Below are 25,154 nucleotides of genomic sequence, written 5' to 3' on the forward strand. Positions count from 1 at the left end.
CCGATATTTTTTGGAAGATAATTTTTAAGGCTCACTAAAAAACACGTCATCTCCAGAAAGGATTGACGTGTTAATCAGTGGATTGATCTGTTTACCGGGTCGGATCGATGCCATCTTCTTTATCAGACGGTGTATCCGAATTTCCGAATTCCCCAACCTTGCTGAATCCGTCTGTTGCCCCGTCAATATCTTTGCCGGTTGCTGTGACAGAAGGATCAAGAACAGCCTCTTCGCTCGGACGGGACATCGGATCATTCCCCTCACGCTCTTCCTCTTCTTTTGCATCTTGGATGCAGAGCAACGTCTCAGGAATGATGTCTAGACGTTCGATTTCAATGTCTTTTCCACATACTTTACAGACGCCGTATGTCCCGTCTTCGATTGCTTTTAAGGCGACATCAACGTCGGATAACATCTCTTCCTGCATATCCGTCATGGCCTGATCCCGTTCACGCAGGAACAACTCGTCACCTGAGTCCCCCGGATGATTGTCGTAACTCGACAATTCTCCCGCATCATAATCCACTTCACGATTTTCGATGTTCGTTTCTGTTTTCTCTTTTTCTTTAAGCAGACGTGTTTTAAACGTTTCGATTTGTTTTGCTGACAACATGGCATTCATCTCCAATTCTTTAGCTTCAACTTCTTCTCTAAAGGATTTAACCGAAATGAAACCATGTTAAACGTCAATTGCTTGTTCAAGAACACTTATACGAACGGATTGAACCATGAAGATCACAGATCACGGTCATGAATTCTTGACCATCCTTAAAACAAATCTGATGACTGCGACCATTTTTCGAAGTCGAGATATTATCTATCCAAAGTCGTTTCGCGTCAGCAGAAGACAGCATCGCTACTTTATCGCGGATTGAAAATAAATCAAAGGGCAACAGGTTCAGCGATTGGATCACGAGTCCGTGTTTTCGGAATAAAGGATCCAATTGATAGTGAGACAAGCTGTATAAACTCTTTTCCGTCCCTCCGACGAGCAATTGAATCGAGTGACAAGGCTCGCGGCTGTCAATGCGTTCTTTTTGCAAAATGATTTTGCCGTGTACGCCGGAACCATCAAAAATCTGTTGCATTTTTTCTTGATCCAACCGGACTGCGCCTTGTTTTACCTGCAGCACCAGATGGGCAAATTCCGCATAATCCGGTTTTCCGATTTCAAGCGACGGAATGTGACGGACTTCTTCTCGCTCGATCAACTCAATCAATCCACGCTCAATTGTTACAGAAACTTCTTGTTCGGCGTGAAGGCGGACATCGATGACATATTGATCGACGACCGTATTCACCTCCAACGTATACATCAAATGCGGGTTCTGTTCTTGCTCAAGCATTAAACGGTTTAATAATAATTGGTGCAGGAGTTGCACCGGTGTATGCGATAAAAATTGACTCGTATACACTAAATGTTTCGCCGCAAGGGAATGATTTGATTTTGTACGCGTGCCTTTTGCCATATATACGTTCACTTTATAATTCAGCATAATTCCACCTTCTTTTGTTTAAGAATCGGATCGGAGAGTAGTTCCGTTTCTATAGCGTACCTCGCAAACACAAAAAAAAATATTCGATAACGAATATTCCAAATATGTTATACACAACACGGTTGATTTATGTTAAAGATTTTGAAAAAAGCACCTTTTATTCTTCAACTCTCTGTCATACTCCTATTTCAAGGATACCGATGATCTATTTTTAAAATGTGATCATCCATAAAAACAGCATACAAAAAAAACCAGATTCGGTATGAAACCGAACCTGGTTTTGCCTGATGTAACTTTTGAAACAGTCGTCACGCAATGGAGTCTGTCATCGGGTGCATCTGTTCATATTGACTGACGATCAGTTGACTCAACCGTTCCTCTGCCTCCAACCCGAGATACGTTGTAACCGTTTGGCGTATTCCGTGCTTCTCGATGAATGTATTTAATTCAGAAGATTCTGAATCATTTGGATCGGAATAGGTCAAGGCAGCTGCAATCCCTAACGCCAAACCATTTGCCTCAATGCCGCGATCCATCAATTCACGTGCCGGTTTGACTAACCGGTCACGCGGTCCAAGCTTCCGGATCGGTGAACGGGCGACACGGACGATTTCATCGTGAATCCGTGGATTTTCAAATCGTTTGATGTTTTTTTGAATGTAGGCGCTGTGATCTTTTGGATCGAAGCCATATTTTTCAAGCAACAACCACCCTGTTTCATACAGTGCACTTTGTACCCCGCGGCGAACGCGAACGTCTTGCAGACTTTCCGCAATCGTTTCTTTCCCGAATAAGGCACCGAGGTACGAGGCAATCGCATGACCCGTATTGACCGTGAATAACTTACGCTCGATGAATGGCGTGATGTCGGACACGTAGGTGACGCCTACAAACTGAGGATGATTTTCCGGTAAGGCACGCGTTTCAATGACCCATTCGAAAAATGGTTCCACTTCGACGTATAAAGGATCGTCATGGTGTTGCAACGGAACAATCCGGTCGACGGCTGCATTCGGGAAGAAAACGTTGTCGGGTAACGCACTCAGATGCGGCAGGACTTCTTGTCGAAGATGACTCGACCCTTCAATCATGTTTTCACAGGCAATGACATAAAGTGCTTTGGTCGTCGACCGCTTTTCAATCCCTTTAGCAAGCAACGGTGCAATCTTCGCTAATAATGTCGGCCCTACTGCGGTCGTCACGACGTCAGCCGCCGCGATCGCTTCGATGACCTGTTCCGCTTCCGTTTGACTGTTTAAAGCCGTCACGTTTGAGACGGTTTCCGTTTCAGCCTCTTCTACTGCGTAGCCGACCGTATAGGACTGACGGGACTGCAGCGCCTCGACGACTTGCGCATTTACATCGATAAAACACACTTCGTAACCGGATTTGACGAGTTGTAAGCCGATGAATCCACGACCGATATTCCCTGCTCCAAAATGAACGGCTTTCATTCGTCACACCTCCACGGACAGCAACTGAATGATTTCTTCTGCTGTCGTTGCTGCCACCAATCGTTCGACATTGTCTTCATCTGAACAAATGATGGCAATGTGTGAAAGCAGTTCAAGATGCTCGTCCCCGATACCGGCGATCCCGATGATCAACTTTGCTTGTTCCGCTCCAAATGCCACACCGGCCGGGACTTGTAAAATAGAAAGACCTGTTTTTAGGACTTCACCTTTTGCTTCTTCCGTTCCATGGGGAATCGCAACGTGATTGCCGATATAAACGTTCGACAGACGATGTCTGCTTTTCATGGATTCGACATAGTTCGGACGAACATATCCGTGATTGACGAGTAACGCTCCAGCCGCTTCAATCGCTTCCTCATCCGTAGTAAACTGTTGATTGAGTAAAACCATCTCTTTTTCTAATTTCATCGCTGTCGCCATTCTTCATCCACTCCATTCTCTATTTTTTAAACGCTCTTTTTAAGAAATTTTATTGCGGGCCGTTTCGATCTCATGTACCAAGTTGTCATAGTAATTGGCGTTCAGGAAGTTTTCGACCGACCGGTGTTCGGCTTGCGGAACTTTCTCCATCGCACGTTCTGTCAAATCCTGATGTGTGATGATGAATTCGGCATTTGCCGGGAGTTGACTGATCGATGTGTTCGTCACTTTGATCGGCAGTCCGGCCTTATTGATTTTATTGCGTAAGACCGACGCTCCCATGGCGCTTGAACCCATTCCGGCGTCACATGCAAAGATGATGTGTTCGACTTCTGCTAACGGCATAGTTGATTCAGCCGAAACCAACGAAGAGGCAATTGAATTTTTACCTTTCATCGCGCTGACGTTTGCCGTCGCTTCTTCGAGTGATGTTTCTTTTGCTTTGCTTGTTTTCAATAAGACAGCTGATACGACGAACGTGACCGATGCGGAAATCAAGATTCCGGCAATCAAACCGACGTACGAACCACGTGACGCCATCGCGAGAACGGCAATGATGCTACCCGGTGAAGCCGGTGCAACCAGACCAACATCAAATAAAACAAATGTTAAGATTCCGCTCATGCCTCCGGCGATCATCGCCAATAAGAGAACTGGTTTCATCAAAACGTATGGGAAGTAGATTTCGTGAATCCCGCCGATGAATTGAATGAAGGCAGCACCAGGAGCCGTCTTCTTCGCTGCACCTGAACCAAACACTGAATAGGCAAGCAGTAACCCGAGTCCCGGACCAGGATTTGCTTCCAGTAGGAACAGCACGGATTTTCCAGCTTCACTGACTTGATCCAAACCAAGTGGACTCAAGATCCCGTGGTTGATGGCGTTGTTCAAGAACAAGATTTTAGCTGGTTCGATGAACAAGCTGGCAAGCGGCAACAGATGTGCACTGACAATCGCACCGACTGCTGCGGCCATGATGTCGTCCAGTCCCGTCATGAGTGGACCAAACAATTTAAAACCGCCGATCATCAACAGACCGCCGATGATTCCGACCGAGAAGTTGTTGACGAGCATCTCAAGACCCGGTTTGACCTTTCCTTCGATCAATTGGTCAAACTTTTTAATCGTAAATCCACCGAGTGGTCCCATGACCATCGCTCCGAGGAACATCGGAATCTCTGTCCCGACGATGACCCCCATCGTCGCCAGTGCCCCGACAACACCGCCTCGAACGTCATGCATCAATTTTCCGCCGGTAAACCCAATCAGCAGTGGTAAAAGATACGTGATCGTCGGACCGACCAACTCCGCTAAACTTTTGTTCGGCGCCCAACCGGTTGGGATGAACAATGCCGTGATAATCCCCCACGCGATGAATGCGCCGATATTCGGCATGACCATCCCGCTCAAAAAACTTCCAAACCGTTGAACCTGGACACGCAATCCACGTTTTCCTGCATGCGTTGTCGTCATTGGTGTACCCTCCATTTCGTATATAAAAGTGATAAGTGCCTTGCTACGCTTTTATTGTATGCGCTCTGCAAGCGCTTACTCAATCTTTCCTAGTTCACGTTTTGGCAGGCTAGTTGGACAAGACTAAAAGAACCATTCGTCTGAACGAATGGTTCTGAGTATTCCGAGTCGGCGGTAGTCGATCCTCATTAAGAAAAATCGTTTACTTTTTCCTCGACATTTAATTCGCGCTCGATGACTTTCCGAAACGTCCGGTTCAAGATCCGGTCGAGTTGCTTCGCATCACCATACTCAAACTGATGCGTCTGTTCATCGTTTTCAATGATGGCACCACTGATTGAACTGAGCAGGTGCAACAACTGATCCGACGCTTTTTCCGGAGCGGCCAGGACAAGGATTCGCTCAACCGGTTGGATGACTTGATCCATCCCGAGCAATTCGATGGGCTGCGCCAACTCATAGATGAAGAAGCCGCCGCGCTGAATGGAATCATCACGTCCATGAAATAATGCCAGCCGTGTGCCTGGAATGCCGAGCCCAGACATTTCGTGGCGCCGCAACAATTGCGCCGATAGCTGAACCGCGGAAGACGTCACATGTTTATTGACCAAGCCATTACTGATCTCCAGTAAGATTTCTTCCAGACCATCCGTTTCAGAAGAAATCGTTTCAATCGAAAAGGAATCCGTCAATTGACGCGCGGCCTTGACCAGCTCCTCCAACTGCGTCAAGTCGAGCCAACCGGATGCTTCCTTCCGGACAGGTGACTGAAAGGATTTTGGCAAGGAGACAAGCAGTTTCCGGATCCGGTCGACTTCTTCTTTCGGCAGGATGGGATTGACAAGCAGATGCGGTTGACTGATATCCGGCAAGGGAACGGTCGACAAAACAAAATCATAATTCGTTAACTGAAGTCGACTGATGCCAAAAAGAGAAGAACTTTCGACCTGGTCGAGCTCAGTGAATTCTTGACGCAACCGGTTCATCAACAGTTTGGACGAACCGAGTCCTGCCGAACAGACGACGAGGACACGATACGGGGTTTTCGGTAACGGTTTGCTTAAGACGGCACCAAAATGCATCACCCAAAACGCCAAGTCATAATCAGCAAATGCCTGATCATTGAAGACGGATTCGGCCGCCTGTTTAACGGCATCAAACAAACGGGGATACTCGCGTTCAATCTGTTTAATGACGTACGACGGATTGACGATATTTTGTTTCGTGTACGACATGATATGGCTGACGAGTCCCTGCTCGAGCGCCCGATCCTCCACAAAAGCTTCGCCGTACAGTAAAGAGACTTGCTCGATGAGCCGTTTGACCCGCAAACGGATGACCAATTCCTCACCCGTCTCTTGTTGACCTTGCTGAAAACTTCGCAACTCCTCTGAAATCCATTGCCGTTCCGCAATCGACAGCGGATATGGCAATCGTTGCTCGATCGTATCGACATGGTGTAAGACCTCAATCGGATAAGCTTTGAGTTCATAGACCATCGGGAACTCGTCCATCCGTATCGTCTGGACGGCAAGACTTAAGGTCGCCCGCATGATCAGACGATCACTGAGATTTTGTTGTTTCGTCAAAGGGGCGAGAACGGCGTATGCTTGGTTAATCGCCTCCACCCACTTGGTTTGCTGACTTTGCAACAGCTGAGGCAGTTGATGGATATTACCTTGAAGAAAACGATAGAAGGTCAGGACATCCCACTGGGTAAAAATCAACGATACAATCAATCGACGTTTATTGATTTCCTCCCCGAGGACTTCCGCCCCTAACCCCTTTTTCCGCCGCAATTCCAGCGCATAGTGGCGAAACCACTCGTCAATCCGTTCCAAATCTTGAGTGATCGTACTCGGTGCGATGTACATGGCGTGTGCTAGAGCCTGTAACTTAATCATCCCTTGCTCCTGTAACAGACGGTAAGCCAGCTCAACTTGTCGGTCATCCGCTGACGGCAACTGCCGATGTGATAACAACAAGGCTTCACGGAGTTCCCGTTTGTGTCGTTCGTCACCACTCAACTGTAAGCCACGACCGCGAATATACGATAATGTCAGATCAAATGGCGCCACGGTTTGAGCAAGCCGTTCCCGTTCCCGTTGAATCGTCCGTTCGGACGTCTCGAGTGCTTCTGCAATTTCCTGAATTTGAATCGGTTCCGTTTTCGTCAGAAGATAAAAAAGCATCTCGCGTTCCCGTGTCGTAAATTCAGTCATGGCGTATCCGCTCGTTTCTGACTGCCTGAATCAACTCGTCGTATGCCTCCGCCACGAGGAGAGCATCAACACCAAATCTCTGACAGGTCGCATGTGTCTGAACCGTTGACACGATCCGTCGTGGTCCGACGAGAAATCTGGTATCGTCCGGCACTTCTTGTGCCCGGCACGTATGAACAGTTGCCGGCAACTGTTCATGACGGATGCGTTCACGTAAAACTTTCGCCCCCATGATACTGCCGACTAACCCCGAGTCGCAGACAAACATAATTTTAATGGCTTGCATCCTGATCACCCCTTCTTCTTTATCCTAGCCGATACGACTTCAAAATGGATAGAGGACAGACCGGTTTATCCGATTTCTTTTTTTGGGATTGGCTGCGATTTCGGACATACAAAAAAATGTTCGATTCTCCAAACCGCGGAGTCTCGAACATTTTTGTTGTCATATCAATCAGCCGGTTTGCTGTAAAGCCCGTAAATGGTGCTCAACCGCTTCTGCAACCTCGCGCCCTTCGCGGATTGCCCAAACAATCAGTGATTGTCCCCGGCGGGCGTCGCCAGCGGCGAAGACTCCTTCCTGATTGGTTGCATAAGATGTTGTCTTAATTTTTCCATTGTGCGACTCGACTGCTAGATGACGCAAGACGTCTTGTTCGACACCACTAAACCCGATTGCGATCAACATCGTATCGACCGGAAAATATTTTTCGGTACCTGAAATCGCTTGAAATTCAATGCGACCGTCCGGATGTCGGATTTTTTCATTGTGAACCGTCCAAACACCGGTCAATTGCCCGGTTTCGCTGGTCGTGTACCGTTCGATGGCGATCAGATATTCCCGCGGGTCACGTCCAAATTGAGCAAGTGCTTCTTCATATCCGTAATCAAGTGTATAAAGATTCGGTGTATCCGGCCACATATTATCGGTGGCCCGAACCGTTCCCGGCATCTCGTGTTTCCCGAACTGAACGACCGAGCGGCAGCCTTGGCGAAGCGCCGTTGCGACGCAGTCAGCTCCCGTATCGCCGCCGCCAATGACGAGGACGTCTTTCCCCTGCATATCGTGCTGATCCCGAACGGGTTGACCGGTCAACAACTGTCGCGTCACACTGGTCAAATAATCCATCGCATATCCGACACCACTTGTCGGGACATCCAAGAGTTTTCTTGGTTCAGTCGCTCCGACACATAGGATGACGGCCTCGTAATCTGCTTTCAATTGATCGAGTGAGACATCGAGACCAATCGTCACTCCGGTTTTAAACAGGATGCCTTCCGTCTCAAGCAAGCGGACACGGCGGGCAACAACGTCTTTTGAGAGTTTCATGGCCGGAATCCCGTACGTCAATAACCCGCCGATTTGGTCTTCCCGTTCGAATACCGTCACCTGATGGCCCGCTTGGTTTAATTGATCTGCCGCTGCTAAGCCGGCAGGTCCTGAACCGACGATCGCAATCCGGTATTGACTTCTGACGGTCGGAATCCGGGGTTGTACCCACCCTTTCTCAAAACCGATGTCGATAATCGTCCGTTCAATGTGTTTGATCGAAACCGCCGGTTCATTGATCGAGAGGGTACACGATCCTTCGCACGGAGCCGGACAGACCCGCCCCGTAAACTCCGGAAAATTATTGGTCTGTTGTAATCGGACGAGCGCTTCTTGGAAATTCCCTTGTTCCACAAGAAGGTTCCATTCCGGAATCAGATTGTAGACCGGGCAACCAATCTTGACTTGACCGTACGTCTCTCCGACATGGCAGAACGGAGTGCCGCAGTCCATGCACCGGCTGGCCTGAGTAGAGGCTTCCGCCTCCGAAAACCGTTCTTTGTATTCCTCGAAGTCACCGATGCGTTCACTGCTCGCCCGTTCAGTTCCAGACTTTCGGGGAACATGCATGAATTGATCTCGTCTGTTCATTGTTTCCCTCCTGTTCCACGTCCGATGTGCGTCTCAAATGCCAATAACATCGCTTCTTCTGTATTGTGTCCTTGTTGTGCATAGCCTGCCATTAAAGTCGTCACGGTTTGATACGTCGTCGGAATGACACGAATGAACGAGCTGAGGACGTGATCCCAGTTGGCAAGAATCGCATGACCTTGTTCACTGTTCGTCCGCGCAACGTGTCGTTCGATAAAGGTTTTAAGTCGGGTCGCTTCTTCCGGATCAGTGACCGCTCCCGTCGTCACGAGCTCCCGATTGACACGTGCTTGGAATCGCGCCATGTCTTTTGGCAAGACGTAGGCAACACCGCCCGACATTCCTGCCGCAAAATTCAATCCGACGTCTCCTAAAATGACGACACTTCCTCCCGTCATGTATTCCAAACCATGATTCCCGATTCCCTCGACGACTGCGGTTGCCCCGCTGTTCCGAACAGCAAACCGTTCCCCGGCCTGACCGTTGACATACAGTTCGCCGCTCGTCGCTCCGTAAAGTGCCACGTTGCCGATGATGACTTGATCTGACGAGACGTAACTTGATTTCGTCGGTGGTCGGACCGTAATGATTCCTCCAGACAACCCTTTGCCGACATAATCGTTGGCATCTCCGACGACATTCAAGGTCATGCCACGGGGGACGTACGCACCTAAGCTTTGACCGGCCGATCCATTCAATTGGAGCGTCAACCGGTCCGACGGAAGTCCCATCGCCCCGTGCAGTCGGGTCAGGCGTGCGCCGGTATTCGTTCCGATTGCGCGGTCCGTATTGGTGACAGGGAACGTAAACGTTTGTGGCTCGGCAAAGGATTGATCGGATACCAGTGTTGCCAATTCCCGTCCGTCAAATGACGCCGTCACGTGATGCTGCTGAAATTCCTGTGTTGTCGCCGAATAGTCCGGCATGACGAACAGACGGGACAAGTCGAGACTCGACGCTTTCCAGTGCGACGTCAATCGGTCCGATGCCTGAAGCAAATCAGTCCGTCCGACTAAATCAGCCAAACGCCGAACGCCTAATTGCGCTAAATATTCCCGGACTTCTTCCGCGACGAATTCCATGAAATGTACGACGTGATCCGCCGATCCTGTAAATTTCTCGCGCAGTTTCGGATCTTGTGTCGCGACACCGACCGGACACGTATCGAGGTGACACGCCCGCATCATGATACAGCCGACGGCAATCAATGGTGCTGTCGCAAAGCCGTACTCGTTCGCCCCAAGCATCGCCGCGATGATGACATCACGTCCGGTCAACAGTTTGCCGTCGGTCTCCAGAACGACCCGTTCGCGCAGACCATTTAAGGCCAACGTCTGGTGCGTTTCAGCCAGCCCCAATTCCCACGGTAATCCCGTATGCTGGATACTCGTCTTCGGCGAAGCACCCGTTCCCCCGTCGTGACCACTGATGACGATGACATCAGCCAATCCTTTTGCGACACCTGCCGCTATCGTACCGACACCACCTTTGGCAACCAACTTGACACTGATCCGTGCTTCATCATTGGCTCGTTTTAAATCATGGATCAGTTGTGCCAGATCCTCGATTGAATATATATCATGGTGCGGCGGTGGTGAAATCAACCCTACACCCGGTGTCGATGCTCGGACACGGGCAATCCACGGGTAGACTTTTTCACCCGGCAACTGTCCGCCTTCGCCCGGTTTTGCACCTTGGGCCACCTTGATTTGCAGTTCATCGGCATGAACGAGGTAATGACTGGTCACACCAAATCGTCCGGACGCAATCTGTTTGATACGGCTCATCCGTGAATCCCCGTTTTCATCCAACTGATAACGTTCTTCCTCCTCGCCGCCTTCACCGCTGTTGCTTTTCCCGCCCAAACGGTTCATGGCAATCGCCAACGTCTCATGGGCTTCTTTTGATAAAGAACCGTAAGACATGGCTCCTGTCTTAAAGTACTTCACGATTTCACTGACCGGTTCGACTTCTTCCAGCGGAATCGGCGTTGTCTCCTGAAAGGTCATCAAATGACGTAAAAACGTCGCCGGCTCTGCTTGAATCCGGGCCGAATAGGTTTTAAACAGCTCATATCGTCCAGTCCGACAAGCATGTTGCAACAGATGAATCGTCGCCGGATTGAAGGCATGGTGTTCCCCGTCATGCCGGTAGCGGAATACACTGCCCGACTCGAGGTGTGTCCGTTTGATGCCTTCTTCATGTTGGCGAACCGCTTCTTCTTCAATCAAGGCAAGCGAAAGACCGCCCAATTGTGAGACCGTTCCCGTGAAGTAGCGATCAATGACTTGCTCGGAAATGCCGATCGCTTCAAAGATTTGAGCGCCGCGGTAACTGAAGACCGTCGAAATCCCCATCTTGGACATGACCTTGACGACGCCTTCCGTCACGGCAGCCCGGTAACGCTCTTCGTAATCCGTCATCGTTTCCGGCACGGCATCCTGTAAGGTCGCATAGACCAGGTATGGGTGAACGGCATCCGCCCCGTATCCGATCAACGCTGCAAAATGATGGACTTCACGGACTTCTCCGCCTTCGATGATCAAACTGACCTTTGTTCGTAATCCTTCCCGGATCAAGTGATGATGGACGGCACTCGTCACAAGAAGCATCGGCATCGGTACTGCCCCCGGCCGTACGTTCCGGTCGGAGAGAATCAGCAGTTCACAGCCTCCCTGGACGGCATGGACTGCTTGTTCCAGCAACGTTTCCAGTGCTTCTTCGAGCGAACCTTCAAATAATGTCGACAGTGTTCTCGAAACCAGTTTGGTTTGTTTTAAGGCCGCTCCTTCCGACGGGATGAGGATCGGTGAAGCAAGTCGAATCCGGCGGCAATTCCGACGGTTCGGCGTCAACAGTTCCCCCTGCTGACCTAACCACGTCATCGTCGAGGTGACGATTTGTTCGCGCAACGCATCGATCGGCGGATTCGTCACTTGGGCAAACAACTGTTTAAAATACCGGAACAGCGATTGTGGACGTTCACTTAAGACGGCTAATGGGATATCCGTCCCCATCGCTCCGAGCGGATCTTTTTTCTCCTCGACCAAAGGAATCAAATACTGATCGATATCTTCTCGGGTATAGCCGAACAAACGTTGTAATGTCCCGAGGTTCACGACATCCTCTCTTGGAACGTCTCCCGGCAACGTCACCAACTCTTCCGCCAACCATTCCGCATACGGATGACGCATGGCGAGTTCCCGTTTGACTTCTTCATCGGACATCAATTGACCGGAAGCAAAATCAAGCAACAGCAACTCACCCGGAACGAGTCGTTTCTTGAACAGGATGTCATGTTCCGGGACTGGAAGGACACCTGATTCAGAAGACAACATGAAGTGTCCGTCCCGCATCATCATATACCGTGCCGGCCGCAACCCATTTCGGTCAAGTGTCGCCCCAATTTGTTTACCGTTCGTGAAAACAATAGCCGAGGGACCATCCCAAGGTTCCATCATCGTACTGTGGTATTCGTAATACGCGCGTTTCGCCGGTCGGACCTCTGCATGCTCAAATGGTTCAGGTACCAGCATCAACGCTGTTTCAGCCAGCGTCAGTCCCGACAAGTATAAAAACTCAAACGCATTATCAAGCATCGACGAATCACTGCCTGATTCATCAAGAATCGGCAATACATCCTTGGCTCGGCGTCCATACGTCGTTTTTGCCAAGCTGTTTTCCCGGCTCCGCATTGCCCGGATATTCCCTTGTAACGTGTTGATCTCTCCGTTGTGGATCAAATAGCGGTTCGGATGGGCCCGTTTCCAACTCGGGAATGTATTTGTGCTGAATCTGGAGTGGACGATGGCAAAACCAGATTGATACCGCTCATCCTGTAAATCATCAAAATACAAGCCGAGTTGATCCGTTGTCACAAGCCCTTTATAGACGATCGTTTCACTTGAGCTGCTCAGCACGTACTGTTCAATCCCAAGTCGTTCTGCTTCTCGTTCGAACAACCGGCGGATCAAAAACAGCGTGCGTTCGAACGCGAGCCCTTCCACCTTTTTAGCTTCAATAAAGCATTGACGAATGACGGGTTCTGTCTGACGGGCTTTTTCACCGATGACTGTATTCGAGACAGGAACGGTTCTCCATTCGATCAACCGTTGCCCTTCTGATAAAATGATCGATTCCAAAGCGCGTTCCAGCCGCTGACGTAAACGATCCTCCCGGGGAAGAAACATCATCATGACTCCATAGTCCCCGCTAGGTGGCAGGCTGACATTCCGAAGAGCTTGACGGAATAAACGATCCGGCAGTTGCGTCAGGATGCCTGCTCCGTCTCCTGTTTTTGCATCGCTCCCTTGACCGCCCCGATGTTCCATCTGACACAACATGTTTAAGGCATTTTGAACGATTTCGTGACTCGCTCGTCCCGTCCGATGAGCATAAACACCGATTCCACACGCATCGTGTTCCTGTTTCGGATCATAAAGTCCTTGCCGTTGCGGCATCTGATGAAATGACATATTACCACGCTCCTACCCGTTCTAAATTTTCTGTATATTCAGTTAAAATATACTTTACACCCTTTTATGTTTATTCGCTACCATGTATATTTTTAAATCTTTCTTTCAAAAATGCGTTGATGAACGTAACATCAGTTATGATAACGCTTACATATAGATGAATAATTTCCTTATATTTCTTTTCAACAAAAAATAATTTTCAGTCGGTATTCTTTTTTGCGCCAATCGATTCTTCCATGGTATTTTTAAATAGAAAGTAACTTACCTCTGCTTGTAGGAAAAGGAGAAATTAGACGATGAAAAACTCTGTAAAATGGACGGGGCTCTTGATTGCAGGAACCACCCTGTTCCTCGGTGCGTGTGGTCAAGAGGAAAAACAGCTGACCGCATACGATAAAATTCAAAAAGACGGAACAATAACGGTCGCGACGGCCGGTACTCTATATCCGACTTCATTCCACGAAGAAAAAAATAATAAATTGACCGGCTTTGATGTCGAGGTCGTCAAGGAAGTCGCCAAACGACTGGACTTGAAGGTCGAATTCAAGGAAATGTCGTTTGACGGGATGTTGACAAGTGTGAATACCGGTCAAGTCGATTTGGCTGCCAATGACATCACCATCACGGAAGAACGAAAAGGAAAATTCGCTTTTTCGAAACCATACAAATATACGTACGGCACGGCCATCGTCCGTAAAAGTGATCTTTCCGGCATCAAATCACTCGAGGATTTGAAAGGCAAAAAAGCTGCCGGTGAAGCCACGACGACGTATATGCAAATCGCAAAACAATACGGCGCCAAAGAAGTCACGTATGACAATGCTACGAATGACCAGTATTTGCGTGATGTCTCAAATGGTCGGACGGATGTCATCTTAAATGATTATTATCTCCAAAGCCTGGCAATCGATTTCTTCAAGGACTTTGATATTACAATTCACCCTGATATTGCCTACAATCCGAGCCAAGTCGGTCTCATCATGGATCTGGACAACAAAGAATTGCAATCAAACATCAATGCGCAAATCGATGAAATGAAAAAAGACGGAACACTCGCTAAATTATCTAAAACCTTTTATGCCGACAAAGACGTTTCAAAAATGCCTGATGTCAAAACGACAATCGTCGATGTGAATTGATTAGTTTCGATACGATTGAATGGCGATCCGTCTTTAATCCCGAATTAGCGGTTGATGCCTTCCCTTACATCTTGGGGGGACTTGGTCACACGCTCTGGATTTCACTGCTCAGCATGGCGATTGGTCTCGGACTCGGCTTATTGCTTGCTTTGGCCCGGCTATCAACGTCCCGGGTGTTACGCATCGTTGCCACGCTCTACATTTCATTCATGCGGGGCGTACCGATCTTAGTCTTACTCTTCATGCTTTATTTCGGACTGCCGGTCATCAACATCCAACTGGATGCCCTCACGGCTGCCGTTGCCGGTTTCAGCTTAAACAGTGCCGCTTATATGGCCGAAATCATCCGCTCCTCGCTCTTGTCGGTCGATCGTGGTCAACGGGAGGCCGCTCAATCGTTGGGACTCTCACGTTACCGGGTGTTTGTGGGAATCATTTTACCGCAAGCCGTCCGACTGGCCATCCCGCCGTTATCTAACGTCTTGCTCGATTTGGTTAAAGCCTCTTCTCTGGCTGCCATGATTACGGTCCCGGAGATTTTTCAACGTGCCAAAATCGTCGGTGGACGTGAGTTTGATTATATGACCGTTTATTTTGTCATTGCATTCATTTACTGGGGTATTTGTGCCGTCATCGCTGCCGGACAAGAAGTTCTGGAACGTCGTTTCGCACGTTACCTGTAACCAAAAAGCTCAACTATTTTTCTTGGACGTCATGAAGCGTTCAAGAAAACAGTTGAGCTTTTTCTTTTAAGCATGTCGATCAAGCAACGGTTCGATATATAATGCCTCCAATGGCTTGTGAAACAAATAGCCTTGAAGCGTGTGGCACCCTAGCTGTTGCAACAACTCCGCTTCCGCCGTCATTTCGACGCCTTCTGCGACAATCGTCATATCCAGACGTTTTCCCAGTTGAATAATCATTTCGACGATCGCACGTTTTTCTTCTGAATCGATGGCTTCCTGAACAATTTCTTTCGGGATTTTCAATTGATCAAACGGCAGCTTGACGAGTGTCTGCATCGATGAAAAACCGGTTCCGAAATCGTCGAGCGCAATTCGGATGCCGTGTCGGTGTAATTCATTTAGTGTATCGATGATCTGCATCGTTCCCTCAACGAAGATATGTTCCGTCATTTCAATTTCCAACAACTGAGGAGGAAACCCCGTATCCGTTAAGATTTCAAGGACCTTTTCCGTAAAATCCGGCTGACGTAATTGCCAGGGGGATACATTAACGGCAATCGTAATCGGTTTTCGACCGTGTTCAAGCCAATGTTTTCCTTGTAAACAGGCTTTACGCATCACCCACCCGCCAAGTGTTTCAATGAATCGTGTCCGTTCTGCGAGCGGAATAAATTCGAGCGGCGAAATGAGACCATATTTCGGATGATTCCAGCGGACGAGCGCCTCCGCTCCCGTAATCCGATGACTGCTCGCTTCGACCTGCGGCTGAAATAACACAAAAAAGTCTCGATCGAGTTCCGCATCATATAAGTCACGCGTCAATTGCATCGCCCGTTTCCGTTCGTTTTGGGTCGCTTGATCCGTAATGGCAAATGTATTTTTTCGATTGGATTTAGCGGTAAACAATGCGATTTCCGCATCGTTGATCACGTGGTCAATCGATTCCCCGTTCACAAAGGATACACCGATACTGGCGGTTAAATTGATTTGTTTAAAGTCGATTTGGACGCGCTCCGAGATACTGGATAAAATCTCATCGCATAACCCTTGTGCCGAATGATGTGCGTCTGCATGCAATAGAAATGCACTGCCGCTCGCTTTCGCCACAATACAATCCGAAAACCGCGTCATCAATCGACTCCCGATGACATGAAGGGCACGATCCCCTGTTCGGTAACCAAATGCATCATTAACCGTTTTGAAATCGTCGAGATCAATCAAACAAATCAGGTCTCCTGACGTTGCCCTTTTTTCCGTTTCAATCACAAAAAAAGAGCGGTTCGCAAGTTCCGTGACCGGATCAAAAAAGGCTTGTTCCTTCAAGCGTGTCAAATAATCGATATTCCGTTCGAGTCGTGTCACGTATTGTGTGTGAATCAATAAACTGATTAATGTCGCAATCAAAATCAAGCCGATGCGGGCGATGTGATCCGTCGCCGTAAATACAGACGTTCCAGATGGTGCCTCGAGCCAGATATACAGCAAGGATAAAATACTGATGCCGGTCGCATACAGCAACATCGTCCGGTTGATGACGACGAGTGACGTCAATAAAAATAACAACGATGCCGCCCAGACTGTCTGTGCTCCACTTTCGATGTAAGGATAATTGATGAAGGGAATCAACAAGAACACACTCGACATGACGTGTGGTTTCAACTGGTCTGACAGATTACTTTTTCCAATCAGGAGCTGAACCAATCCGACAATGAAAATTAAACCCGCCCGCCAACCATCAGACCATTCAAGCCCCGATCGGCTTAAAGCACTAGAGAAGACGTATAAAGCGGAACCGCAACTGGTCAATACAAAGATGATCATTCCGAATAGTCGGTAATTTGCCTTCACTTCGCGATGATAGTGAAGATTTGCTGATGAAGGTCGATCGTGCGCCTTCATATCATCCCCTCTTTTCCGTTTCTTCCTCCTCTCTTTTTCCTTATCCAACTGGAATTAAAACCTAAATCCTCCACGAAACTGGTTGCTTGGGTGACGTCTAAGGAGTGTCTCTTTCGGGTAATTCAATACTAAAGAATGAAAGGAGCGCCATCCTATGAGCCGTTTATTATTTATCGAAGCCAATGACAGCACCCATCAATCAAAAGGTATCAGTTCACAGATGAACGAAACGTTTCTGTCCAGTTACCGGACACATCACCCGGAAGATGAGATTGTCGTCTTAAATCTATTCGAAGAACGCCTGCCTTTTTTTGACCTGAAACTTGCCACATCTGCGGCAAAACTGTTTCGGGGGGAATCTCTGGACGCCGAAGAAAGTGTTCCGGTTGAAAAGTTACAGGAGTACCTGACCGGTTTTCTCGAATCGGATAAAATCGTTTTTTCCTTCCCGATGTGGAATTTGACCGTTCCTGCCCCGCTCCATAATTATATGGATTACTTGGCACAGGCCGGGCAGACATTCCGTTATACGTCTGAAGGTTCTGTTGGACTCGTAACGGGGAAACATGTCTTGTTGCTTCACTCACGTGGCGGTGATTACTCAACACCTGACAAAGTCAGCTCGGATCATGCCGTCCGCTACATGATTGACATCCTTCGCTTTTTTGGAATCGAAGATGTCGAATCGGTAATTCTTGAAGGTCATCAACAATATCCGGACCGGGCCGATGAACTCATAAAAAATGCCCTCTCTGCTTGCGAGAAGGCCGGGCAACGATTTTAAAATTTATACAACAAAAATTCTTCATGACTGTCGATGACAAGCTGTTCGTAACTCGGCATTTCAAAAGCTTTAAACAGACTATAGGACAGTGTAAAGTCTCTTTTGATATCTTGAAGAGCACCATTCGTTTTTTTCGTAAAGTAGCCACGTTGATAATAAAAATGTCCTAAAAACGAAGCATCATCTAAGGCTAAGCTTTCCTGAATTCCGACAGCCACTACTTGAAGACCTTTTTGGTAGTTTTGTTGGAACGACAGTTGTTGAGCATGATTATAAATAATTTTGATCCTCATTTTTTTTAATTCAATCGTATCGTAACTCAAGTTTAATATTTCTTCATACACACTTTCCGAATGAGTAAATTGTTTGTTTTCAAAATAAAAATTAGCCATTGCCATTTTTATGCGCAGATACATTTGCGGAGATTCGAACCACACTTCTTCCGTATCCGTTAAATATGCCAATTGTGAGATAGTGGATCGAAAATCGACTTTTTTAGTCAGTTCCCCACTGATGATTTTAAAGTATTCTAATAAAAGAAGAATTTCCTTGTTTGTGGACTGGCTTTTTATTTCTTCGATTTGATCTAGCAATTCTTCAAATTGATGATTTCTCAACAATCCTGTAAGAAGCCGGTCGCATTCACGGAACTGCTCACTTTTATATTGATCGCGGAACAACATTGACATCGGGACTCTTAAGCGCTTGGCAATTTGTTGCAACAAGTCAATTGTCGGCGAATTACGCCCATTCTCAATCTTACTGATTTCTGCTTGACTGCAAATCCCCTGACACAGATCTGCTTGCGTCATTCTTTTTCCTTTACGAATTCGTTTGATTTCATTTCCAATCGATACCGGTAGTGAATTCATTAACTGTCTCCCTTAACAAAAAGCCTTATCAAAATTTAAACAACAAATAATCAGTTCTTCCTGTTTCAACAATTTCTACATAACGTTCAAGATTTAGTGCAGCAAATAAAGAATAAGATAATGAATAATCTTCTTTTACAGTTTCCATCTCAAAATCTAACTTTTCTCTGAAATTAGCCCGTTGATAATAAAAATGGCCCGAAAAAGAAGAATTTTTGCGTATGATACTTTCATCAATTCCAAGTTCAGTGACTTTTAGTCCTTCTTTATAATCTCCTTGAAAAAACAATTGTTGCGCATGATTATATAAAATTTTTAAGCGCAAATGTTTTAGTTCTTCGGTTTCAAAATCCATTTTTAATAATTCTTCATAGATTTTTCTCGAATGTACATATTGTTGATTTAAATAGTAATAATTAGCAATTGCTAATTTAATACGCAAATACATTATTGGAGACTCGTACCATACTTCTTCATTGTCAGCTACGAACGACAATTGTGAGATACAGGATCGATAATCTAGAGACTTTTTTCCTTCTAATGCAATCAGCTCAAAATATCTTGCCAATAAATGAATTGAAGAATAGAGTGGCAAATCCACGGTTTTTTTGGCAAATTCTATTACTTCATCATATTGTTCATCACGAAAAAGTTTTGTGAATTTATGGTCATATTCCCGAAAGATCATCGATTGAGTGTCTTCTTCGAATAATTGTAGAACAGACACGTTTAATCGCCGGGCAATTTTTTGAATCATATCTATTGTCGCGGACACTTTACCTTGCTCAATTTTACTCAGCTCCGCTTGACTACAGATATCTTTGCATACTTCTTTTTGAGTGAGGTTTTTTTCAAGGCGAATTTGCCTCAAATGGTATCCGATTGAAGTAGAAAGTGGAATCATTTTGAACAGTCCTTTTTATTCTGTTTTAGTAATACTCGAAAAAAGGAATTTTTTTTTGACATCTTTTACAATATCGGCATACCGAAACATTTGAAAAGCACTAAACAACTCATACGCCATCATATAACTTTGACAAGTATTTGCTTCCAATCCATACAATTCCTCAAAAAATTCTCCCTTTTGATAATAAAGATGTGCCATGTAAGAAAAATTATGGAGATGCACACTTAATTGAATTCCTTCTTGAGTGACAGTAAGTCCTTTATCAAATTTACCAACTTTAAAAAGTAACTTTGCATGATTGTAAATAATTTTTAGTTGTTGTGTTCTCATCTCTATATCATTTCTAAAATCTAGGTCTTCCAAATCAGCATATATTTTTTCCGCTTGTTTGTAATCGAAATTTTCTGCATATAAAATTGCAAGCGCCATTTTTATTCGTAGATATAGTCCTGGACTTTCAAACTTGAGTTCACCTTCTTCAGTTAATCGAGATAATTTAACGGATGTTGTCCGATAATCAAATTTATCCATTCGATAATCACTAATGATACGATAATATTCGAGCAACAACGTCGTCTCACTCGAAATACTATCGGATTTTTGAACTTCATATTTTTGAATTTGATCATAATGTCCTTCTCGTGTTAGTTTTAGCAGCATATGATCAAAACGATTAAACGTTTCGATTTCTGCTTTATTTTCCAATAAATTAGAAATAGGCACCTCTAACCGTTCAGCAATCTGCTGCAACAAATCCACTGTCGGTGAATTTCGTCCATTTTCAATCTTACTGATTTCTGCCTGACTACAGATTCCCCGGCATAATTCAGATTGTGTCCAATTCCGCTCTTGCCGGATCCGCTTGATTTCGTTGCCAATCGAAATGTTTAATGAATTCATCGATTTCTCCTTCAAGGTCAGTTCCTTTTCCAAACGAAAACAGGTCCTCCGTTCAAGTGATTGACTTGTGACGGAAGACCTGTTTATTTTGATGCTTCCGGCGAGAATCGAACTCGCACTGCAGCATTACCATTGCTGAGGTCTGCCATTAACCTACGGAAGCCTGTTTTTCTAATATTAGTATAACGTATCCGTTTCCCAATTTCAACTTTTTCAAAAAAATAGAAAAGAACAGTCACAGGAAATCTTATTTCCCATAACTGCTCCTGCGATTAAAGGACTGTTTTGGTTAATGAGTTATCAAAAACAATCAACACAGAATAATGTTCATCCGCTTTCGACGCAACGAATGTCGAGAATTTGAGTGTGATGATCGAATTTGACCCGACACCATTTTCCTCAAAGAATTGGTTCAGTCGTTCTTCGAGCTCTTCCGGTGATCGTCCTACTAACACTTTAGAATGTAACATAAAATCCACCCCGTCCTTTTTTTGTGTACGATATTGAGTTTTCCCAACGTTCTTCCGTTTAAAACCTTTATTTTTCGAACTTGCCGAAATGAAGCCCGTTCGGTACTGTGAAGACAGTAGCAATTCTATTTCGAAAGGAATGAAGACAGATGCAAGAATACTCCTTTGATGAAGTGTTGGAGAAAAGAAAAACCGGATCCGCCAAATGGGACGGGCTGGAACAATTATTTGGATCCGATCAATTGATTCCGATGTGGGTCGCCGACATGGATGTCCGTCCGGCCGACTCCATCACAAAAGCCTTGACGAAACGGGCAGCAAGCGGACATTTCGGATATTCCTTATTTGAAGACGAGGCGAAGTCTGCCATTCAGCAATGGTTTGTAAAGCGGTACGATCAGCCGGTCGACCCGTCGACGATTCTTTATTCGAGTGGTGTTGTGCCGGCACTGGCGCACAGTGTATTGGCATTGACCGAGGAACAGGATGAAATCATCATTCAAACGCCGGTCTATCCGCCGTTTCACCATGTCGTGCAAGCAAACAACCGTAAACTGATCGAAAACCCTCTTCGATTGGTGGACAATCGATACAAAATCGATTTTTTACTGCTCGAACAACAAATGAAAACTGCTCGTATGATCATTTTATGTAATCCTCATAATCCGACGGGGCGTGTCTTCAGCCGGTCCGAGTTAGAGCAAATCATTACGCTGGCGAAGCGGCACGACGTTTATGTCTTATCTGATGAGATCCATGCCGATTTGATTTTTTCCGGATCGACCCATCATCCGATTCTCGCTTTTGATTATGAACAGGTGGTTTTAGTCAGCGCGCCCTCAAAAACCTTTAACATCCCCGGGCTGTATGCTTCTTATTTGATCGTCCCCAATGCAGAGACGCGGGGAAAAATCGAACAAGTGCAACAAGCACACTTTGTGCATCCGAACGCCTTCGCGGCAACAGCCATCGTTGCGGCCTATACGGATCCAGACAGCGAACGATGGCTAAAAGAATTACTTCTTTACCTGGAAGCCAACCGGGATCATGCGGTGCACCGGATCCAATCTGAAATGCCCCGCTTGACGGTCATTGCACCGGAAGCGACGTTTTTACTGTGGATCGATTGTCACGCTTTGCCGTTTGACGCACCGGAGCGTGCCGACTGGCTGGTCGAGCAGGCCGGATTAGCCTTAACACACGGTCAACCCTTCGGAGAAAACGCACTTGCATTTGAACGTTTGAACTTCGGTTGCCCCCGCAGCCAACTCGACGAAGCCCTCAACCGCCTTCGCGTTGCCTATGACAAGCTTGTTTTTACCGATTAATCTATTGCGAGACGACAACCTTCTCAGGGCAGTCGTCTCGCGTTTTTTTTGCATTGAATAAAAATCATTTTTTTATTATACCTTTTTTAGCAACACCCTTCATTTCGATTCCCTTTCCATTTGACGACATTTTCATGACCGAATTTTGAAAATTAGAACTTTACGAGGGACGGAAAGTGTCCCTATCCCTTGATAGATGAGGGCTGAAGCCACTTTTGGCGAGATTGTGAAGACTTGCTTTGTTGTTTTGGACCCTGTAAGGTGGGGAACAAATCGATTGTGCTTATTTGACAGATGAATGAACAGCGCAAAAAAAAGATTATTGGAGGCTTTATTGTTATGACGCAAGAATGGATTTCAATCAGCTTGTATCTGGTCATGATGCTTGCCATCGGCTACATTGCCTACAAGCGAACGACAAACACAGAAGATTATATGTTAGGTGGTCGGGATTTAGGACCCGGTGTCACGGCACTATCCGCCGGAGCATCCGACATGAGTGGTTGGATGTTGATGGGGTTACCCGGAGCGATGTATGCGACCGGCGTATCCGCTTTATGGCTCGCCTTAGGTTTATTGATCGGGTGTTACGTGAACTATTTGATCCTTGCCCCACGTTTTCGTCTTTATACGGAAATGGCAAATGATTCGATTACGATTCCTGACTTTTTAGAAAATCGTTTCAAAGATACGTCACGTGTCTTACGGACTGTTTCTGCAGTCGTTATTATCGTTTTCTTCACGTTTTACACTTCAGCTGGTATCGTATCCGGCGGTAAATTGTTTGAAAGCTCATTTGGCTTTGACTATCACTATGGTATGCTCTTGACGATTGCGGTCGTTGTCGCCTACACGTTGTTTGGCGGTTTTCTCGCAGTCAGTTGGACCGACTTCGTCCAGGGTTGTATCATGTTCATCGCTCTCGTCCTTGTACCGATTGTTGCTTTGACAGATGTCGGCGGTATCGATGGGGCGTACAGCTACGCAGAAAACTTAGATCCGACATTATTTGATCCATTAAAAGGAACAACTTTCCTCGGAATCATCGGATTCCTCGCTTGGGGACTCGGCTACTTCGGACAACCCCACATCATCGTCCGCTTTATGGCCATTCGTTCGGTCAAAGATTTGAAAAAAGCACGTCGCATCGGAATTGGTTGGATGTTCATCTCGATTCTCGGTGCCATGATGACAGGACTGGTCGGAATTGCTTACTTTGAGGGACAAGGAAACGGTCTCGGCGACCCAGAAACCGTCTTCATCCGTTTTTCTGACGTCTTATTCCACCCGTATATCACAGGGTTCTTGATGGCAGCGATTTTGGCAGCAATCATGTCAACGATTTCGTCACAGCTCCTCGTCACATCAAGTGCCTTGACAGAAGATTTTTATAAAACATTCTTAAATAAAAAAGCGACGGATAAACAGTTGGTCTTAACTGGACGAATTGCCGTCTTAGTCATCGCCGTCATCGGTTCCGTTTTAGCCTGGAATCCGTCAGCGACCATCTTGTCGCTGGTTGGTTATGCCTGGGCTGGTTTCGGTTCAGCATTCGGTCCGATCATTCTGCTTTCACTTTACTGGAAACGAATGACGAAACAAGGTGCGCTTGCCGGTATGTTGTCAGGTGCCATTACGGTCATCGTCTGGGTCCAACTTGGCCTCAGTACGACGCTGTATGAAATGGTTCCTGGATTCTTTACAAGCTTACTCTTTACCGTCGTCGTCAGTCTGTTAACGAAGCAACCGGTTGAATCGGTTCAAGACAAGTTTGACGATATGGAAGAAGAACTAAAAGAAGCTGTTGAATAACTGATGTTCCTTAAAAAGCTCTTCGCAGATTGCGAAGAGCTTTTTTGATCCTATAATTCAATGACCCCGTAATGAAGCTTTGATGATTTTCGTTTGATTCGTACAAAACCGAACCGTTCAAACAGTTCGCTTTCAAAATGCGCTTTTAAGACGATGCGTTGACGTGCCACACGCTTGGCTTCCTTCATTACCTGTTCTGTCAACGTCTCATAATTCGCCAGCTGTCGTAATCCATCCAGATGAATGGATTCCGAGACGGTTTTTTCAAACATCGGATCAAAATAAATCACATCAACCGACTTACTTGAAGACTGTTCTAGATAAGTGAAATGATCCAGTTGTTGCACCTCGATGCGCCGCATCGCCTCAACAATCGGTAAATAGCCCTCCACCCATTGCTGTAACCCTTCGCGCACGATCAGAGCGGTCGCCGCCTTACTTTCTATCCCGGTCACCTGACCCGACGGTCCGACCGCATGGCTCATGACAATCGCATCCGCCCCGAGTCCCAATGTACAATCAAGAACCGTCATGCCTTCCGTCAACCGGGCGATCGCAATCAATGGATCATGTCCGTTCGCATCAAATTGTTTGATGCGGAAGACCGCACTGGACGGATGAAAGAAAAATGAACTTTCCGCTCCGGTCGGATAATACTCCAAACGGTTTTTATCGACGACGAGGACAGGACAGTGATACATTTCCTGAAGCGCATGCAGACTCAGCTTTTTCCGTGCAACGATTTGAAAATCCATGTCCTGTTCCGTTTCAGCCAAGTGCTGTAATCGGATTTGCACATCGTCTGTCGGTCTGAGACATGTTGTTAATACAATCTGTTCTTTGGTCAAAACGATTCACTCCCAGAAAAAAATAAG

20 protein-coding genes and 1 tRNA gene are annotated in these 25,154 nt (G+C 46.5%); 5 read left to right on the forward strand and 16 right to left on the reverse strand.

The features are described from left to right. Positions 1-91 precede the first annotated feature (91 nt). The 9 genes from D3D03_RS05675 to gltB all read right to left on the reverse strand — a co-directional run bounded on the left by D3D03_RS05675 (position 92) and on the right by gltB (position 13,482). Positions 92-613, reverse strand: a complete 522-nt coding sequence (locus D3D03_RS05675; protein WP_026832776.1) for a TraR/DksA C4-type zinc finger protein — start codon at positions 611-613, stop codon at positions 92-94. An 85-nt stretch (positions 614-698) separates the two neighbouring features. Further along, positions 699-1,496, reverse strand: a complete 798-nt coding sequence (locus D3D03_RS05680; RefSeq protein WP_119923120.1) for a hypothetical protein — start codon at positions 1,494-1,496, stop codon at positions 699-701. Positions 1,497-1,804: 308 nt separating this feature from the next. Continuing rightward, on the reverse strand, positions 1,805-2,950 hold the full coding sequence (locus D3D03_RS05685; protein WP_119923121.1) for a mannitol-1-phosphate 5-dehydrogenase: 1,146 nt from the start codon (positions 2,948-2,950) through the stop codon (positions 1,805-1,807). A 3-nt stretch (positions 2,951-2,953) separates the two neighbouring features. Beyond that, a complete protein-coding gene (locus tag D3D03_RS16875) occupies positions 2,954-3,391 on the reverse strand; it encodes a PTS mannitol transporter subunit IIA (protein WP_233550661.1) in 438 nt (145 codons plus the stop codon). 39 nt (positions 3,392-3,430) lie between these two features. Then, complete coding sequence (locus tag D3D03_RS05695) at positions 3,431-4,864, reverse strand: PTS mannitol transporter subunit IIBC (protein WP_119923122.1); 1,434 nt, start codon at positions 4,862-4,864, stop codon at positions 3,431-3,433. A 188-nt stretch (positions 4,865-5,052) separates the two neighbouring features. Continuing rightward, complete coding sequence (locus D3D03_RS05700) at positions 5,053-7,086, reverse strand: BglG family transcription antiterminator (protein WP_119923123.1); 2,034 nt, start codon at positions 7,084-7,086, stop codon at positions 5,053-5,055. Then, entirely contained in the window at positions 7,079-7,372 is a 294-nt protein-coding gene (locus tag D3D03_RS05705; protein ID WP_119923124.1) for a PTS sugar transporter subunit IIB, read from the reverse strand. The genes D3D03_RS05700 and D3D03_RS05705 overlap by 8 nt, the downstream gene beginning before the upstream one ends. 168 nt (positions 7,373-7,540) lie before the next feature. Next, on the reverse strand, positions 7,541-9,007 hold the full coding sequence (locus D3D03_RS05710; RefSeq protein WP_119923125.1) for a glutamate synthase subunit beta: 1,467 nt from the start codon (positions 9,005-9,007) through the stop codon (positions 7,541-7,543). Further along, positions 9,004-13,482 carry a glutamate synthase large subunit gene (gene gltB, locus D3D03_RS05715; RefSeq protein ID WP_119923126.1) on the reverse strand — a complete coding sequence of 1,493 codons (4,479 nt, stop codon included), beginning with the start codon at positions 13,480-13,482 and terminating at the stop codon, positions 9,004-9,006. Before gltB ends, D3D03_RS05710 begins: the two co-directional genes overlap by 4 nt. A 296-nt stretch (positions 13,483-13,778) precedes the next feature. Between gltB and D3D03_RS05720 the strand changes: the two genes are divergently transcribed. Further along, entirely contained in the window at positions 13,779-14,621 is an 843-nt protein-coding gene (locus D3D03_RS05720) for a transporter substrate-binding domain-containing protein (RefSeq protein WP_119923127.1), read from the forward strand. Beyond that, the gene (locus D3D03_RS05725; RefSeq protein ID WP_026832766.1) at positions 14,618-15,304 is read left to right on the forward strand and encodes an amino acid ABC transporter permease; all 687 of its coding nucleotides are present in this window, start codon (positions 14,618-14,620) and stop codon (positions 15,302-15,304) included. Before D3D03_RS05720 ends, D3D03_RS05725 begins: the two co-directional genes overlap by 4 nt. 66 nt (positions 15,305-15,370) lie before the next feature. Here D3D03_RS05725 and D3D03_RS05730 read toward each other — a convergent pair whose 3' ends face one another. After that, on the reverse strand, positions 15,371-17,206 hold the full coding sequence (locus D3D03_RS05730; RefSeq protein ID WP_119923128.1) for a putative bifunctional diguanylate cyclase/phosphodiesterase: 1,836 nt from the start codon (positions 17,204-17,206) through the stop codon (positions 15,371-15,373). A 154-nt stretch (positions 17,207-17,360) separates the two neighbouring features. Between D3D03_RS05730 and D3D03_RS05735 the strand changes: the two genes are divergently transcribed. After that, a complete protein-coding gene (locus tag D3D03_RS05735; protein ID WP_026832764.1) occupies positions 17,361-17,990 on the forward strand; it encodes an FMN-dependent NADH-azoreductase in 630 nt (209 codons plus the stop codon). On the opposite strand, the gene D3D03_RS05740 is transcribed toward D3D03_RS05735, so the two are convergent. The 5 genes from D3D03_RS05740 to D3D03_RS05760 form a co-directional block, all read right to left on the reverse strand. Continuing rightward, positions 17,987-18,862 carry a helix-turn-helix domain-containing protein gene (locus D3D03_RS05740; RefSeq protein WP_119923129.1) on the reverse strand — a complete coding sequence of 292 codons (876 nt, stop codon included), beginning with the start codon at positions 18,860-18,862 and terminating at the stop codon, positions 17,987-17,989. The two genes, D3D03_RS05735 and D3D03_RS05740, sit on opposite strands and share 4 nt — an antisense overlap. 28 nt (positions 18,863-18,890) lie before the next feature. After that, positions 18,891-19,766: a helix-turn-helix domain-containing protein gene (locus tag D3D03_RS05745; protein ID WP_119923130.1), complete on the reverse strand. Its 876-nt coding sequence runs from the start codon at positions 19,764-19,766 to the stop codon at positions 18,891-18,893. Positions 19,767-19,781: 15 nt separating this feature from the next. Next, positions 19,782-20,669: a helix-turn-helix domain-containing protein gene (locus tag D3D03_RS05750; RefSeq protein WP_147367718.1), complete on the reverse strand. Its 888-nt coding sequence runs from the start codon at positions 20,667-20,669 to the stop codon at positions 19,782-19,784. Between the two features lie 92 nt (positions 20,670-20,761). Beyond that, positions 20,762-20,832: transfer RNA gene (locus D3D03_RS05755), tRNA-Thr, on the reverse strand. Between the two features lie 109 nt (positions 20,833-20,941). Next, positions 20,942-21,139, reverse strand: coding sequence for a hypothetical protein (locus tag D3D03_RS05760; RefSeq protein WP_012370601.1), 198 nt, complete (start codon positions 21,137-21,139; stop codon positions 20,942-20,944). 149 nt (positions 21,140-21,288) lie between these two features. Here D3D03_RS05760 and D3D03_RS05765 point away from each other — a divergent pair, with 149 nt between their 5' ends. Further along, positions 21,289-22,467, forward strand: coding sequence for a MalY/PatB family protein (locus D3D03_RS05765; protein WP_119923132.1), 1,179 nt, complete (start codon positions 21,289-21,291; stop codon positions 22,465-22,467). Between the two features lie 339 nt (positions 22,468-22,806). Then, positions 22,807-24,279 carry a sodium/proline symporter PutP gene (gene putP, locus D3D03_RS05770; protein WP_035387608.1) on the forward strand — a complete coding sequence of 491 codons (1,473 nt, stop codon included), beginning with the start codon at positions 22,807-22,809 and terminating at the stop codon, positions 24,277-24,279. Between the two features lie 50 nt (positions 24,280-24,329). On the opposite strand, the gene D3D03_RS05775 is transcribed toward putP, so the two are convergent. Next, a complete protein-coding gene (locus D3D03_RS05775) occupies positions 24,330-25,127 on the reverse strand; it encodes a class I SAM-dependent methyltransferase (protein WP_119923133.1) in 798 nt (265 codons plus the stop codon). Positions 25,128-25,154 lie beyond the last annotated feature (27 nt).

Origin of the sequence: Exiguobacterium sp. RIT452 (assembly GCF_003598705.1) — a bacterium.
Classification (GTDB): Bacteria; Bacillota; Bacilli; order Exiguobacteriales; family Exiguobacteriaceae; genus Exiguobacterium_A; species Exiguobacterium_A undae.

Coding starts and splice junctions, on each gene's coding strand:
- D3D03_RS05700 (WP_119923123.1), bottom strand. CDS start 7,086: ATGACTGAATTTACGACACGGGAACGCGAGATGCTTTTTTATCTTCTG.
- D3D03_RS05740 (WP_119923129.1), bottom strand. CDS start 18,862: ATGAATTCACTACCGGTATCGATTGGAAATGAAATCAAACGAATTCGT.
- gltB (WP_119923126.1), bottom strand. CDS start 13,482: ATGTCATTTCATCAGATGCCGCAACGGCAAGGACTTTATGATCCGAAA.
- D3D03_RS05695 (WP_119923122.1), bottom strand. CDS start 4,864: ATGACGACAACGCATGCAGGAAAACGTGGATTGCGTGTCCAGGTTCAA.
- putP (WP_035387608.1), top strand. CDS start 22,807: ATGACGCAAGAATGGATTTCAATCAGCTTGTATCTGGTCATGATGCTT.
- D3D03_RS05705 (WP_119923124.1), bottom strand. CDS start 7,372: ATGCAAGCCATTAAAATTATGTTTGTCTGCGACTCGGGGTTAGTCGGC.
- D3D03_RS05680 (WP_119923120.1), bottom strand. CDS start 1,496: ATGCTGAATTATAAAGTGAACGTATATATGGCAAAAGGCACGCGTACA.
- D3D03_RS05730 (WP_119923128.1), bottom strand. CDS start 17,206: ATGAAGGCGCACGATCGACCTTCATCAGCAAATCTTCACTATCATCGC.
- D3D03_RS05745 (WP_119923130.1), bottom strand. CDS start 19,766: ATGATTCCACTTTCTACTTCAATCGGATACCATTTGAGGCAAATTCGC.
- D3D03_RS05760 (WP_012370601.1), bottom strand. CDS start 21,139: ATGTTACATTCTAAAGTGTTAGTAGGACGATCACCGGAAGAGCTCGAA.
- D3D03_RS05750 (WP_147367718.1), bottom strand. CDS start 20,669: ATGAATTCATTAAACATTTCGATTGGCAACGAAATCAAGCGGATCCGG.
- D3D03_RS05735 (WP_026832764.1), top strand. CDS start 17,361: ATGAGCCGTTTATTATTTATCGAAGCCAATGACAGCACCCATCAATCA.
- D3D03_RS05675 (WP_026832776.1), bottom strand. CDS start 613: ATGTTGTCAGCAAAACAAATCGAAACGTTTAAAACACGTCTGCTTAAA.
- D3D03_RS16875 (WP_233550661.1), bottom strand. CDS start 3,391: ATGGCGACAGCGATGAAATTAGAAAAAGAGATGGTTTTACTCAATCAA.
- D3D03_RS05710 (WP_119923125.1), bottom strand. CDS start 9,007: ATGAACAGACGAGATCAATTCATGCATGTTCCCCGAAAGTCTGGAACT.
- D3D03_RS05765 (WP_119923132.1), top strand. CDS start 21,289: ATGCAAGAATACTCCTTTGATGAAGTGTTGGAGAAAAGAAAAACCGGA.
- D3D03_RS05720 (WP_119923127.1), top strand. CDS start 13,779: ATGAAAAACTCTGTAAAATGGACGGGGCTCTTGATTGCAGGAACCACC.
- D3D03_RS05685 (WP_119923121.1), bottom strand. CDS start 2,950: ATGAAAGCCGTTCATTTTGGAGCAGGGAATATCGGTCGTGGATTCATC.